Source organism: Gilliamella sp. LMG 34361 (assembly GCF_984569075.1).
This window is the reverse complement of sequence record NZ_OZ474903.1, coordinates 2407845-2424593: the sequence shown is the minus strand read 5'-3', so window position 1 is coordinate 2424593 and position 16749 is coordinate 2407845. Positions and strand designations below refer to the sequence as shown.

Annotated in this window: 10 protein-coding genes; 5 read left to right on the top strand and 5 right to left on the bottom strand. The window is 38.1% G+C overall.

What is annotated here, in order from left to right:
• Positions 1–50: 50 nt before the first annotated feature.
• Positions 51–1412, top strand: coding sequence for a hypothetical protein (locus AC5LXI_RS11480; RefSeq protein ID WP_493442450.1), 1362 nt, complete (start codon positions 51–53; stop codon positions 1410–1412).
• Between the two features lie 273 nt (positions 1413–1685).
• Here AC5LXI_RS11480 and ilvA read toward each other — a convergent pair whose 3' ends face one another.
• From ilvA to ilvG, 5 genes are all read right to left on the bottom strand, one after another.
• Positions 1686–3215, bottom strand: a complete 1530-nt coding sequence (gene ilvA, locus AC5LXI_RS11475; RefSeq protein WP_493442449.1) for a threonine ammonia-lyase, biosynthetic — start codon at positions 3213–3215, stop codon at positions 1686–1688.
• 1 nt (position 3216) lies between these two features.
• Positions 3217–5067 (bottom strand): dihydroxy-acid dehydratase, encoded by a 1851-nt coding sequence (gene ilvD, locus AC5LXI_RS11470; protein ID WP_493442448.1) that lies wholly within the window; start codon positions 5065–5067, stop codon positions 3217–3219.
• Positions 5068–5190: 123 nt separating this feature from the next.
• A complete protein-coding gene (locus AC5LXI_RS11465; protein WP_493442447.1) occupies positions 5191–6120 on the bottom strand; it encodes a branched-chain amino acid transaminase in 930 nt (309 codons plus the stop codon).
• A 158-nt stretch (positions 6121–6278) separates the two neighbouring features.
• On the bottom strand, positions 6279–6509 hold the full coding sequence (gene ilvM / locus AC5LXI_RS11460) for an acetolactate synthase 2 small subunit (RefSeq protein WP_493442446.1): 231 nt from the start codon (positions 6507–6509) through the stop codon (positions 6279–6281).
• Between the two features lie 3 nt (positions 6510–6512).
• Positions 6513–8189: an acetolactate synthase 2 catalytic subunit gene (gene ilvG, locus AC5LXI_RS11455; RefSeq protein WP_493442445.1), complete on the bottom strand. Its 1677-nt coding sequence runs from the start codon at positions 8187–8189 to the stop codon at positions 6513–6515.
• A gap of 469 nt (positions 8190–8658) precedes the next feature.
• On the opposite strand from ilvG, the gene AC5LXI_RS11450 reads away from it, so the two are divergent.
• The 4 genes from AC5LXI_RS11450 to AC5LXI_RS11435 all read left to right on the top strand — a co-directional run bounded on the left by AC5LXI_RS11450 (position 8659) and on the right by AC5LXI_RS11435 (position 16738).
• Complete coding sequence (locus tag AC5LXI_RS11450) at positions 8659–9090, top strand: hypothetical protein (RefSeq protein ID WP_493442444.1); 432 nt, start codon at positions 8659–8661, stop codon at positions 9088–9090.
• A gap of 84 nt (positions 9091–9174) precedes the next feature.
• Positions 9175–9588, top strand: coding sequence for a hypothetical protein (locus AC5LXI_RS11445; protein ID WP_493442443.1), 414 nt, complete (start codon positions 9175–9177; stop codon positions 9586–9588).
• A 411-nt stretch (positions 9589–9999) separates the two neighbouring features.
• Positions 10000–10881 carry an SDR family oxidoreductase gene (locus AC5LXI_RS11440; RefSeq protein ID WP_493442442.1) on the top strand — a complete coding sequence of 294 codons (882 nt, stop codon included), beginning with the start codon at positions 10000–10002 and terminating at the stop codon, positions 10879–10881.
• A gap of 487 nt (positions 10882–11368) precedes the next feature.
• Complete coding sequence (locus AC5LXI_RS11435) at positions 11369–16738, top strand: autotransporter outer membrane beta-barrel domain-containing protein (protein WP_493442441.1); 5370 nt, start codon at positions 11369–11371, stop codon at positions 16736–16738.
• Positions 16739–16749 lie beyond the last annotated feature (11 nt).

Below are 16749 nucleotides of genomic sequence, written 5' to 3'. Positions count from 1 at the left end.
CTTGCAAATCTGATTTAACCCGGCAGACCCTTTTAACGATAACGCTCGGCGTGTCACTAATAACTTCCTATTCAAGTCATGCATTAACGGCTACAACTTCAGATATTATTAATGGTAATGCGCCATATTTAACCTTCGATAATGGTTATACGCATGTAACTAACTCTGAAGATTTACTTTGGATAACTTTATCCAATGGAACTAAATTTACGCCAGCAACAAATAATTCGTCAACCCAACCAATTGAATTGCCGGAAACTGGTGAGAGTTTTGCTGATATTAATATGTTAGTGCCAACTGATATTAATTCAATCGAATTAAGTTCTTTTATTGGTGCACCTTATTATTATTGGAGGGATGATGATGGGGACGGTCAAGGCTCTAATGGTATAACGGCTACAGGTAGTTTAAGGTTATCCATCGTTGATAAAAATAATCAGGTTGTTGAGCGTAATGATGTTCTTACCATCTGTAAAGCGCCTTATAAATTAACCTTATCAAATACTGATGGTACATTGAAAACACTTTATGGCGTGCCTAATGAAAGTCGTTTTAATGCAAATAATGTTACTTATTATATTAATCCTAAGGGATCAGCAGCAATTTGTTTTGCTAAACCAAGTTTTTTAAAATATGGTTCAAATGACGAATGGGAATATCCAAATGTTGACTTTCGTGGCCCTGCTTCCATATGGGACCCTAAAAAGGGATTCCTGACACAGACAGCTAAACCATCGTCTTATGGTTTAAATTTCCCAACTACTGGTGCTCATAATTTATATTTTGATTTGGATATTAGCGGTAATGATCAGGTTTTACATTGGGCGCCAGTTTCTCATAGTGGTATTACGGCGACGATGACTAATTCAACAAAGACAAGCGTTCGAGTCACATTAACTGGTTATTTCGCTACACAATCACAAATGAGTTCAGGTGATCCGGGAAATATCGATAAGCCATCTTTGCCTCAGGTATTTGAGTTAGTTGGTCGTGATAGTCCAGATGGCAATGTCGTTGTCAAGTATGGATTTGAGTTAAAACAATGGTTTATCAACCGTGGAGAAACTAGTTACCCAAATATTAGTTACACAAATCTTAATAATCAGAAATCATGGTGTGATAAGATAGGTTATCGTCTTGCTACAGCTGAAGAATTAACTAATTCAAATTATAACAATTTAGATTCTTCATCTCCTTCATCTGATAATTATTATAAACGTCAAATTGGTGCAGGATTGTTTTCAGAATGGGGAAATATGTCCCATTATGGCTTCGACTACGACTACTGGACGAGTACTTCAGACAGTAGTGGCAGCAATAATATAGCTGTGGACGCGTATACAGGATTAGTTAAACTATCCTCTGTTTCTAACGGCGGTTATGCAGTTTGTATTTATTCACCTTCACCTTAACTTTTTATATTTACTAAATTACCGAAGTAGTGAAATCTGAATGGTTTTATCGTTTAGCAGCGTGCGTTTTAGAGATTGGCGAATTCAATTGAGGATAGCTATTTTTTAAGCCTTAAAAAATCAAGGTGTTTTTTTAGAACTCATATCTTAAAAATAACAGTTAACTTGGTATTTTTGTTAAAAAACAGATTAAAATCATCATAATTAATCAGTAAATTAAGCGAGTTTTGAGGAAAAAAATGCCCCTGATTTATTTTAGGGGCAGTTGAATCATCAAGCGGTTAAAAACAACTTAAGCGAAGGATTCTGCGTTTCGTTATGAAAACCGTAATCTAACTCGGTTAGGTGTTTAGTAAAGGTGCTATGACTGGCTTTGTCAATTTCAAAGGCAGCTAGCACGCGACCATAATCGGTGCCGTGACTACGATAGTGGAACATTGAGATATTCCAGTTAGTACCTAATGTTTCTAAGAACTTGAGAAGTGCACCTTGTGATTCAGGGAATTCAAAGCTGTAGACTTGTTCTTGAATAGGTTTGCATGGTTTGCCGCCAATCATATAACGCACGTGCAGTTTAGCCATTTCGTCGTCTGTTAAGTCGACAACTTGGTAACTGGCAGCAGTGAGTTCTTGCATGATTTCCTCTTTTTCATTGCTCTTGGCAATTTTAACCCCAACAAACACGCAAGCTGATTTGTCGTCGTGATAGCGGTAGTTAAATTCGGTTACAGCGCGACCACCGAGCAATTGGCAGAATTTGAGGAAGCTGCCTTTTTGTTCTGGAATGGTGACAGCTAATAGAACCTCGCGTTTTTCGCCCAATTCACAACGTTCTGATACATAACGTAAATTGTGGAAGTTTAAGTTAGCCCCAGATAGAATATGAGCTAAGTTTTCGCCACAAATGTTGTGTTGTGCGACATATTTTTTCATTCCTGCTAAGGCGACTGCGCCTGACGGTTCGGCAATGGCTCGTACGTCGTCAAACAGATCTTTAACGGCAGCGCAGATTTCGTCACTATCCACAGTGATAATGTCGTCGATATATTGCTGACAGAGTCTAAATGTTTCATCACCAATACGTTTTACTGCTACGCCTTCGGCAAATAAGCCGACTCGATCGAGATCAATCGGGTGACCAGCAACTAATGCTGCTTTTAAGCAGGCGGCATCTTCTGGTTCAACTGCAATCACTTTGATTGATGGCATGATTTGTTTGATTAATACGGCAACGCCCGCGGCAAGTCCTCCACCACCCACAGGTACAAATATGCGGTCAAGTTTGGCATTTTGTTGTAGCAGTTCCATAGCAATACTGCCTTGCCCCGCAATGACAAGTGGGTGATCGAAAGGGGGAATAAAGATGCGGTTTTGCTGTTTGGCCAGTTCCATCGCTTTGGCTTTGGCTTCGTCGAAGTTGGCGCCGTAAAGCAGGACTTCACCACCAAAGCCTTTTACCGCTTCGACTTTGATATCGGCGGTATTTAATGGCATAACAATTAGCGATTTAATGCCTAATTTTGTTGCTGAAAATGCGACGCCTTGGGCATGGTTGCCAGCTGATGCGGCAATGACACCGCATTGGCGTTCTTCCGGGGTAAGGCTGGCAATCATGGCTTGTGCGCCACGAATTTTGAAACTGTGAACGAGCTGGCGATCTTCTCGCTTAACAAATACTTGGTTTTTTAGCCGAGATGAGATTTTTTCCATATGTTCAAGTGGTGTCACTTGAGCGACATCGTATACAGCGCTGCATAGGGTAGCTTTTAAATAATCAGCGCCGGTTAGTTTGTTATTATTCACATTAACCACCTAATTTACTTTTATCACGTACCGCACCTTTGTCGGCACTAGTTGCTAAGCTTGCGTAAGCTTTTAGGGCATATGAGACATAACGGTCTCGGTTATGCGGTGTAAAGGCTTTATCGCCGCGAGCTAGTTCTGCCACGCGGCGACGCTCTAATTCATCTTCTGGTACAATGATGTTTAATTTTCGATTCGGGATGTCGATATCCACAATATCACCATCACGAACTAAACCAATTACGCCACCGTTAGCAGCTTCTGGGGAGATGTGACCAATGGATAAGCCTGATGAGCCTCCAGAGAATCGACCATCGGTAATTAATGCACAAGCTTTGCCAAGCCCCATTGATTTTAGGTAGCTTGTTGGGTAGAGCATTTCTTGCATGCCTGGGCCACCTTTTGGTCCTTCATAGATGATAACCACTACATCACCTTCAACCACTTTACCGCCTAGAATTGCATCAACGGCATCTTCTTGGCTTTCATAGACTTTAGCCGGACCGCGAAAAACGAGGTTTTCTGCAGCAACGCCAGCGGTTTTTACAATAGCGCCATCTTCAGCTACGTTACCGTATAGGGTTGCCAATCCACCATCTTGGCTATAAGCATGGGCTTTGTCACGTATACAGCCGTTTTGGCGATCGTCATCAAGCGTATCCCAGTAGCAATCTTGTGAGAAGGCTTTAGTGGTGCGAATACCTGCTGGACCACTGCGATACATTTTTTTGACGCTTTCCTCAGTGGTTTGGGTGATGTCATATTTGGCAAAGGTTTCTTGTAAGCTTAAACCAAGTACGTTGTGGACGTTGCGATTGAGTAATCCTGCTTTGTCTAACTCTGACAAAATTGAGACTACACCACCTGCGCGGTGCACATCTTCCATATGGTAAATGGCAGTACTAGGTGCCACTTTACATAGGTGAGGGACTTTACGAGATAATCGGTCAATATCTGACATGGTAAAGTCGATTTCACCTTCTTGTGCGGTGGCAAGTAAGTGTAATACCGTGTTGGTTGACCCTCCCATAGCGATATCAAGCGACATGGCATTTTCATAAGCTGCTTTGGTTGCGATAGAGCGCGGTAAGTAGGATTCATCACCATGTTCGTAATAGCGTTTGGTAATTTCAACAATACGTTTAGCAGCATTTAAAAAGAGTTGTTCGCGCTGTTTATGCGTCGCAATGAGTGAACCGTTACCCGGTAAGGATAAACCTAATGCTTCGGTTAAACAGTTCATTGAATTAGCGGTAAACATGCCAGAGCATGATCCACAAGTTGGGCAAGCAGATTGTTCGATTGCCTCACTATCGGCATCGCTGACATTTGGGTTGGCACTTTGGATCATGGCATCGACTAGGTCAAGTTTGATGATTTGATCAGATAGTTTGGTTTTGCCTGCTTCCATCGGCCCGCCTGATACAAATACGGTTGGAATGTTTAAACGCAGTGAGGCCATTAACATGCCGGGCGTGATTTTGTCACAGTTTGAGATGCAGATCATAGCGTCGGCACAGTGGGCATTAACCATGTATTCTACTGAGTCGGCGATAAGCTCTCGTGAGGGTAATGAGTAAAGCATACCACCATGCCCCATAGCGATACCATCATCGACAGCAATGGTGTTAAATTCTTTGGCAATGCCACCGCATGCCTCAATTTCTTTTGCTACCAGTTGACCGATATCTTTTAAGTGAACATGACCCGGTACAAATTGGGTAAATGAGTTAACCACTGCAATGATGGGTTTACCAAAGTCTTCATTTTTTACGCCTGTTGCACGCCATAAGGCGCGGGCGCCTGCCATGTTGCGACCTTCAACCGAGGTTGCTGAACGATATCTAGGCATTTGTTGCTCCCAAGTTTATAATGCAAGCGACCGATTTCTTTCGGTACATATTTGTGTTTTGATGAATAATAAATCGTTAAATAATTGTGACACCGCCGATTTGTTCGGCGGTGTTTTGCTTATTTATTTAATAGGGTCTAACCAACCGTATTTGTCTTGAGTTTTGCCATTAAACAATCCGAAGAATGTTTGTTGGATTTGTTTGGTGATTGGCCCACAACGTCCAATACCAACTTGAATACGGTCAACACTACGTACTGGCGTGATTTCCGCAGCTGTACCAGTCATAAACACTTCATCAGCAAGGTATAGTGATTCACGAGAGAGTGTTTGTTCACGTACTTCAATGCCTAGATCATGTGCAAGGGTGATGATGGCATCACGAGTAATGCCTGGTAGTGCTGATGATGATAGTAATGGGGTAAATAATATGCCATCTTTAACGATAAATAGATTTTCTCCAGAACCTTCAGATAACTGACCATTAACGTCTAAAGCAATCCCTTCTTGGAAGCCATTTGCGCGGGCTTCTGATCCAATGAGTAGTGATGATAGATAGTTACCGCCGGCTTTAGCTGCTGCAGGGATGGTATTTGGTGCAAAACGGTTCCATGATGATACCATTGCGTCAATACCCTGTTCTAAGGCATCTTCACCAAGATAAGCACCCCAAGGGAATGCGGCAATCATGACATCGGTTTGGTAACCGGCAGGTGGAATAACGCCCATGCCAACATCACCAATAAAGACTAATGGACGGATGTAGGCGCTTTTTAGGTTATTTTTTTTGATTACTTGGCGAGTTGCTTCCATGATCTCTTCAAGAGAATAAGGGACAGGAAAACGATATATTTTGGCTGAGTTTAATAGGCGTTGGGCATGTTCTTTATGACGAAAAATAGCTGGGCCTTTATGCGTTTCGTAGCAACGAACACCTTCAAATACTGAAGTACCATAATGTAGTGCATGTGACATGACGTGTATTTTTGCATCTGCCCATGGAATCATTTCACCATTTAGCCAAATATAATCAGATTTTGCTGTAGTACCCATTTTTTGTTTTCCTCTTAAATTTTACCTTTGTTAAGCCAGTATTTTGCTTATGTTAATTTAATGTTAAGCATTATACATTACTTTACTGTTTGTTTAACTGTTAATATTGTTACTTTTTTAATTTAACTTGTTGTTTCACCAAAGAATATAGTTACACTTTATTCTACCTTTATTACATCTTCCAATTTGATTATTTGGTTTTGTAAGGATGATAGCGTCCGTTCGGTAGTTAATGTAAGTATTAAGCTAAATAGCCGATTATCAATTGATTGCATCTGCATCTGCTCTATATGACCACCGCGATGGCGAACAACGCGTAAAATGCGTTCAAGTGAACCTAATTTATCATGGGCGGTTATGGTAAATTGATGTGTCGCTTTTTGATTCATCACTTATTCCTTATTACTTTTATCTAACATGTTTTCGTTGGCGGCACCCGGTGGAACAAGTGGCCATACGTTTTCAAGCTCATCAATACAAACGTGCAGTAGATAAGCGCCAGCTGAATTAAATAGATTATCAAGTGCTGACTCTATTTCCGACTTTTTGCTGATGGTTTGTCCCGGGATATCAAACGCTTTGGCTAGCATTAAAAAGTCTGGGTTATCCGATAAGTTGGTTTCACTATATCTTTCATTAAAAAATAGCTCTTGCCATTGTCTTACCATACCAAGGCGTTGGTTGTCGATAAGGACAATTTTGATCGGTAGTTTTTTACGTTTGATGGTAGTTAGTTCTTGTACATTCATCATGAACGAACCATCACCTGATACGCAAATTACCAAGTCATTGGGTCTAGACATTTGGGCGCCAACTGCGGCTGGTAAACCAAAGCCCATAGTTCCAAGCCCACTTGAAGTAATGAAGTTCTGTGGATGGGTAAATGACATGTGCTGTGCTGTCCACATTTGATGTTGACCAACATCGGTGGTGATAATGGTGTTAATCGGTTTGCGCTCTGAAATACGCTTTAGTAATGCTGGTGCATAAATGGCGTCACCAGGATGATCGTATGGCGTTGGGTGTCGGGATTTGAGTTGTTTTATTTTGTTATGCCAGTCATCAATCGATATGGTTTGATTTAGCATAGGTAAAACGTGTTTGATGTCACCTTGTAAACCTAAATGAGTTTGGCGTAATTTGTTGATTTCAGACTGATCTATATCAACATGGATAACTTTTGCATGTTTAGCAAATTCGTTAAGCTTACCTGTTACACGATCGTCAAATCTTACTCCTAAGGCAATAAGTAAGTCACACTCTTGTACCGCTAAGTTAGCGGCTTTGGCGCCATGCATGCCAATAAGCCCTAAGTAGTAGGGGTTGTTAAGATCTGCTACACCAAGCCCTTTTAAGGTTGATACGCTAGGAATTTGAGTTAGTTTCATAAACTCGCGTAGTTCGTTGATCGCTCCAGAAAGTCCAACACCACCACCAATATAAAGTACTGGTTTTTTAGCTTGGTTTATCATTTGTTTGGCTTGTTTTATCTCCTCAGGTGAGATTGGATATAATTGAGCGTTATCAGAAGGCGTTTTTATAGTTGATGGTGTTAAATAAGTTTGGTAATCATGGTCGGCAAGTTGGATATCTTTTGGGATGTCAATTAATATTGGTCCCGGCCTGCCCGAATTAGCTAAATTAAAAGCCTCTTGTAAGGTATTTGGCAACTGGGTGGCATCATCAATTAAATAGCTATGTTTGGTGCATGCTAAGGATAATCCTAAAACATCAACTTCTTGAAAGGCATCGGTACCGATAAGTGTAGTTGGAACTTGTCCGGTAAGCGCGATAACGGGTACTGAGTCAATTAATGCATCAGCAAGACCAGTAATAATATTGGTTGCGCCGGGGCCTGATGTGGCAATACAAACGCCGATTTTGCCAGTGGCACGGGCATAACCAATCGCCGCCATGGCAGCGCCTTGTTCGTGACGACAAAGTACGTGTTCAATCCCGCCATCATAAAGGGCATCGTATAGAGGCATAATTTGACCACCAGGATATCCAAAAACGGTGGTAATGCCTTTTTCTTTTAAGGTTTTTACTATCCACTGTGTTCCTAACATTCATTCCTCTCTTTTTACTTTTGCTCATGCATTGTTAATGTCAAAATTGTTCATAAAAAAACCCCCGCTTTTTGGGGCGGGGGTTTTGAAATATGATGACCATATATTTAACTCAAAAGACGCCCCCGCGCAGGAATAATGACCACGCTGACAATAATGTTAATGAGGACGACGATGAGTGAAAAATTCATAATGTTTTTGTAATTTTTTTGTCAATTTCGAAAAATATTTATCCAAAATACTCGTTTTAAAAAAAAGTGCAACTATTTTTTGTGGTTTTTTTTAAGCATCTTATTTTTATCTCTGTAAAAAAGTTGAGGAACGGGGTTTTTGAGGGATTAAAAATGATTATTTTGGCTTTTTGAAGAAGGTTAGTGTATAAATATCACTCATCAACCCTGAAAATAAATCAACATTATTTAATAGCCTATTGATAATTATTATTTATTACCTAATAAGAGATATCATTATGAAAATAATTAAACTATTTGCTTTTTTTGTGGTGAGTTTTTTCGTATTAAGCTGTGATAATGCCAAAAAAAATACCGCAGTTGAAGATGATTCACTCAACTCGGTACAAAATTCGATGATTGAACCAATGAAAAAGGTTTTACCGATTGATGTTGATGAGTTAACTACTTTGGTTGGTGTTGAGAAGGATAAAGATCGAAATATTATCAATTATCAATATGATGTTAAAAATACGCCAGAGCATACATTGTTGTTACCAAGTACCCTCGATACAATTCGCCAAGCACTTTTTAATGCTTATTGCCAAAATACTGAGGAGATGCAACAGTTGAAAACGGCGTTCCCAGATGGAGCAAATTACCATTATTTTATTAATAATAAAGAGATTGTTGTGGTTGAATTAACACCAGCGGATTGTCGTGTTAAATAACTATCTGTGATTGACAATCATATAATTGATAAAATGATCACTTATTACAATAGTTATAAAATATAGGCTAACTAAGGATTAGGAATGCGCAAGATTATTTGTTTTATTGTGTTGGTCATGCTCCAATTTGGTTGTGATAATTCACCGCTAGAAAAAAATAAAATTGATAGGCTTGTGGAGAATATTGGAGCTGAAAAAACAGAAAAGTTACTTCAAATTATCGATCAAGTTGATGATGAAAAATTTAATACTTCAAAGAATAATAAACCTTATGATTTAGGTGATGAAAAAAAAGCTGCCATCAGTATACTTAAGCAAATATTACCTATTAAATTTAATGATAACCTAATTTGGTTTGATATTGAGGCGGATGGTAATGCCCTCGTTTATAAAACGGAAGTTAAAGGAATAACTAAAGAGGATTTATTGACAAGTGAAAATATAAAAAAATTGGTAAAGCTATTACTGAAATTTATTGCCAAGATAATGCTCAAATGAAAAAACTGAAGAAATATTTTAGTGACGGTGTTGAATTCATGTTTTACATCGAGGGTCAAAGGGGTTTAGCGATGATTGCTGCAACTGATTGTAAAATTCAGAGATAGTTATTATTAAGCTAGCATTGCTAGATTAATAATTATTTCTTTGCTAAACTACTTTTGGTGTTTCTATTTCACCCATCATGGTTTCAGCATTCGTTTTCTGTCCTCGCTAAACCATTCAAGGAAGTTGTTTTTTCTATCAATGATTTTTATTTTTTACAGTATCGAATAATATAATTAATTGAATTAATTAAATATTTTAAAGATGTAAAATATACTCGACAATAGGATTTTGTGATTATTAATTGATTTTATTTAAGTTATATTGAATTTGAATTCAAATACATGTTTAACTTAGGAGAAAATTATGAGTAAGCATAATCCATTAACCAAATATCACCATGACAAGTTTCCTAAACAAAAACAAAATCCTCCTGGTTTGCAATGTGAGATGAAACCAGTGCCAGATTGTGGCGAAAAGAGTTATCAAGGTCATCAACGTTTAGAAGGGCTTAAAATGTTGGTTACTGGCGGTGATTCTGGTATCGGTCGTGCTGCAGCAATTGCGTATGCAAAAGAAGGCGCAGATGTGGCAATCAATTATTTACCTGCCGAACAAAAAGATGCTGAAGATGTGGCTAAAGTGATTGAATCAGTGGGTCGAAAAGCAGTATTAATTCCAGGTGATTTAAGCGATGAGTCATTTTGTAAAAAATTAATCGAGGAAGCCCATAAAAAATTAGGTGGACTGGATAACTTAACATTAGTAGCTGGTAAACAAACTGCTGTAGAGGATATTATGCAATTGTCTACTGAGCAGATCATCAAAACCTTCGAAATCAATGTGTTTTCACTATTTTGGGTAACCAAAGCAGCATTGGGTTATTTAAAACCGGGTTCAACAATTATTACCACTTCTTCTGTGCAAGCTTATCAACCAAGTGGTAATTTGTTGGATTATGCTTCAACTAAAACAGCGATTATCGCGTTTACTCGTGGTTTAGCGGCGCAATTAGGTAGTAAAGGTATTCGTGTTAACTGTGTGGCACCTGGCCCAGTTTGGACACCGTTACAAATTTGTGGTGGTCAACCAAGTGAGGTAATACCAGAGTTTGGAAAACAAACACCATTAAAACGTGCCGGTCAACCAGTTGAGCTTGCTGGTGTGTACGTGCATTTAGCATCAGAAGAGTCTAGCTATACTACTGCTGAAGTGTATGGCGTGACAGGTGGTATGCATATTAATTAATGTGATTTCACTATTATATTTAAAGGGCTTTTGGCCCTTTTTTTTGTGTCCGATATTATATATCAATATATTTATATCTCTTTTTGGATATGTGCAGTTATCTATTTTTTTAGAATAATTATTTAAAATACTTAAAGACAAGACGAATTTTTAGTTTATTAATATTAACCAATTTTATTCTTTTTATTGCTTATTTTTCTTCGATATGGTAAAAATACGAAACTGGATTAGTTTCTTTTATGTGACCAATTCATCAACAATATAACTTTTCTTTTTCTACTTTAAATTATTTATTAATTTTTCCATGTTTTCATAAATTAAGCCTTTTATTTTAAGATTTTTTGCAAGTTCCATCATTAGCATTGATCTCTTTGCAATAATTAACAAATAGAAAAGCACTTATCCTTATTGCTTATTAATTCGCTATTTAATTTTTCAAATAATGATGTGGTTTGACCAATATGGACTTATTCTGGGAGAGGAAATAATGAATAAAATATATAAGTTAGTTTGGAATGCACGTCGTCAAGCTTATGTAGTGGCATCAGAAAAATCGCAATCTAAAGGACGATTATTTCTGATTAATTTATTATCAGTTGCTGGTTTAACTTTAGCCATAACTCCAGCTAGCTATGCCCAATATGAGAACTCACCTTTCAATAACCTATTTACCCAAAATGTTACTTATCAACTAACGAATAATGATTTCGTTAGTAATTCTATTAACCCTTTTTTTAATATATCTACTTTTAGTCATTCCATAGAGTTAAATATTCCTGATCATGTTGAGTCTAATGATGATGGTTATAGATACATGAGTGATAATAATATTGATAACCTTAGTTTAACTCAGTATGCTGGTGAGGTCATTGGTGGTAAAAACGGAATCAATCTTGGCCATAATGGTTCTGGCTCTACAACGATTAATATTTCGGGTGATGTCACGGGTAAGCAAAACGATGGTTTACATGTGGTAAACTCAAATAATACTCATGATTTGAATATCATGGAGCTTATTGATGCCAGTATCCATGGAAAATCAAATGGAATTAATGCGGTTAATTATGGTCATGGTACCACAATGATATCGACCATTGGCTCTGTGATAGGTGATGATCTTGATGGTATTTTGGCTGTGAATGATGGAGATACTCAGGGATTAAATATAATTCAATCATCGGGTGATATTCATGGCAAAAAAAATGGTATTAATGCTGATAATAAAGGAAAAGGCAAATTAAATATTGATACTAATGACAATGTCATTGGTGATGAGAAAGAAGGGATTAATGCAACTAATGAACAAAATGCAGGCGATTTAACTATTTCGCAAGATCGTGGTTTAATTTCAGGTGCACTTAATGGAATCAAAGCAAATAATTTTGGTAATGGTTCAACTTCTATCACGGTAGCGGGAAAAGTTATCGGTAAACAAAATGACGGTCTTTTTGCCAATAACAATTCCAACACTCATGATTTAACCATTAGTCAGAAATCAGGCGAGATCAATGGTTTGGCAAACGGCATCAATGCTGTTAATAGTGGCAATGGTTCAACGATAGTCACAACGTCCGGTAAGATAGTGGCTAATCAAAGTTCTGGGGTATCTATTACTAATTTTGCGAATACTCACAAATTAACCTTTAATCAGGTAGCAGGTTCCATTATAGGAAAAGGATCTGGTGTTGGTATTGTTAATAATGGCAATGAAACAACGTCTATTTCTATTATGGGTGATATTGAAGGCCAACATCAAGAAGGTATGTCTGTATTTAGTGGGGTAAACACGACTGGTTTAAAGGTTGAACAGTCGAATGGTAATATCAAAGGGTTAAGTTATGGCATGATTCTAACTAATCAAGGTAATGGTTCAAGCGAAATTAACACTAACGGTACAGTGACAGGTTCTGGGGATGATGGGCTTCGTATAATCAATGGAACTAATACTCGTGATCTCATTATCAATCAAAATGGTGGCGCGATTTATGGTCAAAACGCTGGTATCAATATTACCCATAGAGGTACTGGTTCTTCTAATGTAACTATCAAAGGTAATGTTACTGGCAATATTAATTCTGGCATTATAGCTGCTGCTGATACTAATACCAAGGATATTACTATTTCTCAAGCATCAGGTGAAATTCATGGTAATACAGATGGTATTAATGTTAACCATAATGGAACAGGTTCAACAATTATCTCTACCACAGGTAGCGTGATTGGTGAAAATGGTAATGGTATCAATGCCACGATTCAAACAAATACCCAAAATATTATAGTTAAACAAGAATCAGGGCGTATCCAAGGTGGTCTAAATGGAATTTCTCTAACAAATTATGGCACAGGGTCAACCACTGTTGATACCAATGGTGATGTTATTGGTGGTCAGCATTATGGTATCTATATTAACAACTATAGACATAGCCAAGAAGCAAGTGTTACTCAGTCTGGAGGAAGTATTCAAGGTAAATTAGACGGAATAAATATTGATAATAATGGAGTTAATACCACGACAATAACAGCAGATGGCGACATTATAGGTACTCAAGATAATGGTATTTTAGTAGTTAATGGTGAAAATAGTCAAGGTATTACGGTTTCTCAAAACAGTGGGAATATTAAAGGTAACACTTATGGGATTATTTTGTTTAATAGTGGTAAAAATACTACGTCGGTAAGTGTTTCTGGTAACGTTATCGGCTCACAGAATGATGGAATAACTGTAGTAAATTATGAAAATACAAATGATATTAAAATTGATCAATTAGCTGGTAATATTCAAGGTAAGGAAAATGGAATAAATATAATCAGTACAGGTCAAGGTGCAACGAATATCACTACAAAAAGTAAAATAGTCGCTGAGGAGAAAGATGGGATTACCGCGGCAATTAGAGGCAATAGTAAGGAGATTAATATTATTCAAGCAGGAGGTGAAATCAATGCCAATAATTATGGATTCAATATATCTAATGATGGGCAACGTTCAACACTGATCAGTTTAGCGGGTAAAGTCGTAAGTAATAATGACAGTGTTTGGGTGAATAATGGCTCATATAGTTCTGATTTAATTATCGATCAAACTGAAGGTAGTGAGATTATTGGGCAAACTAGTGGTTTTAATCTTACTAATAGTGGCCAAGGTGTAACTACTATTAACATTGCGGGTAAAGTTACGAGCAGAAATTTAGATGCCGTTATGGCAGGTAATGAGTTTAACACTAATGAGTTAATATTTAAGCAAACCACTAATAGTATTATTCAAGGTGGAAATAATGGTGTAAATTTGGCAAATCGAGGTCAGCGCTCGACCGAGATTTTTATTGATGGCGATGTCTCTGGTATAGGTGGTTCTGGAATTGTTGCCGCTAATTATGGTAGCGCACAGGATCTATTATTGCAACAAACAAATGGGGTTATTAGTGGCTTTGATAAGGGGATTTCTGTATTCAATAATGCTAGTGGTAACACCAAAATCGATATATCAAGTAAAGTAATCGCCAACAATAGTACATCCGGAATAGCCATAAATAGTAATGGTAGAGAAGGGATTAAAACCTATATAAATCTGAATCAAGGTGCAGATGTTTCATCGGCTAGCGGTATTGCGATTAAAAATGATAAAACAGATTCTATAATCTCTTTAAATGATGGTGCAAAAATCAGTGGTAAAATTGTACTTGGAACTGGTAATGATACCTTGTTTATTAATGAAGGTGCAGATATATCGCAACTGATTATGGTTGATGGCGGTAATAAATTTACTCGTGTTGCAGGCTCTTCTGATATTGATACGTTAAATTTGAATACGCATCTTATTGGCTCATCCACCTCTGATGGTTCGCTAAATAATGTGGCTATTTGGGGGTGGGAAAATATTAATTTGAGCGGTAGCGGTAAATTAACGTTAACCGGTAATTTAAATGCTGATAATTTGACGCTTGATTCTGGTGCAATAGTTGAACTGCAATCAGGTCTGCACCAATCTATAATTACTGGTAGCGTCAATAACGCTGGTTCAATTAATCTTAATAATGCTTTTACAGGTGACCGTTTAACGGTTACAGGCGATTATATAGGCAATGGCGGTAAAATAATTTTTGATACAGTCCTTCAAGATAGTGATAGTGCTACCGATCGCTTACTAGTAAATGGTAATGTTTCAGGCAACACATGGATACAAATCAATGATATTAATGGTTTAGGTGCTGATACAGGTAATACCAATGGTATTGAATTAATCCATGTTGGCGGTACCAGTAGTAATGATGCATTTAGAATGCAAACAGAACATTTAGATGTCGGTGCTTATGAATATTATTTACATAAAGGTGATATTAATAACCAAAATAATAACTGGTATTTGCGTTCTTACTTACCGCATAACCCAACGAATCCAACTAACCCGACGGATCCGACCAATCCAACGAATCCAACTAACCCAACAGATCCGACCAATCCAACGAATCCAACTAACCCAACAGATCCGACTAATCCAACGAACCCAACGAATCCAACGGATCCGACTAATCCAACGAACCCAACGAATCCAACTAACCCGACGGATCCGACCAATCCAACGAATCCAACGAACCCAACGGATCCGACCAATCCAACGAATCCAACGAACCCAACGGATCCGACTAATCCAACGAACCCAACGAATCCAACGGATCCGACTAATCCAACGAACCCAACGAATCCAACGGATCCGACTAATCCAACGAATCCAACGGATCCGACTAATCCAACGAACCCAACTAACCCGACGGATCCGACCAATCCAACGAATCCAACTAACCCGACGGATCCGACCAATCCAACGAACCCAACGACCCCAACAAATCCGACTAACCCAACGGATCCGACCAATCCAACTATTGACCCTGAACCAGGTAAACCGGTACCTCAGATAACCTATCGTAAAGAGGTTCCATTGTTTGGGGCTGTTGCTGCACAGCTTCGTCTTGCGGATAATCTTATGCAGAGCAATCTGCACCAACGCATCGGTAATGTGCCATTATTGAATTCGCCAATAAGTTGGGGGCGAATTATTACCAAACGAGTGAATTTAAAACAAAATGGCATCGCTAATGCGCATAGCAAAGGAAACTATAGCGGTTTCCAATTAGGCAGTGATATTTGGCAGAATGATGATTGGCGAATTGGGGCTTATTTTGGTTACTTAAATGGTGATTTAAGTGTTGATGGTTTCGCTAGTGGTAAATATAAACGAGTGGGTAAAAATGAGATAAATTCCTACTTTTTAGGTGCATATAGTACCTATATGCAGAATGATGGTAGTTATATTGATATGGTTTTACAAGGAGTTCGTCATCGAGTTGATCTCAATCCAAATGGAAATAAAAATAGTAAACAAAAAGCTAAAGGTTTGAGCGCATCGATTGAAACAGGCAAACCCTTTGTTTTAATGGAGAGCAATTGGAAACTAGAGCCTCAAGTACAAATAATCCATCAATGGCTTGATTTAAAAGATAGTCATATCAGTGGTAAAACCACTGTAAAACATAGTGATAATAATAGTTGGTTATTCCGTTTAGGTACAAGGTTAGAAGGTAATTATAAAACTCAAGACACTATATTGCGCCCTTACGCACGAGTAAACCTTTTCTATTCTCCAAATGGTGCGGATCATATTAAATTTGATTGTAAAAATGGTAGTAGCGAATTTAGTAATGGGGGTAAATATTTAAGTTCGGAATTAGCAATTGGCGGCAGTTATGAAATCAATAATCAAATCAATGTATATAGCGAAATAGGGCATACCTGGACTCATGGTGGTGATGCCAGAGTGAAAGCTCCTGTTAGTGCTTCTGTTGGCATACGAGCTAAATGGTAAGTGTGAAAAAA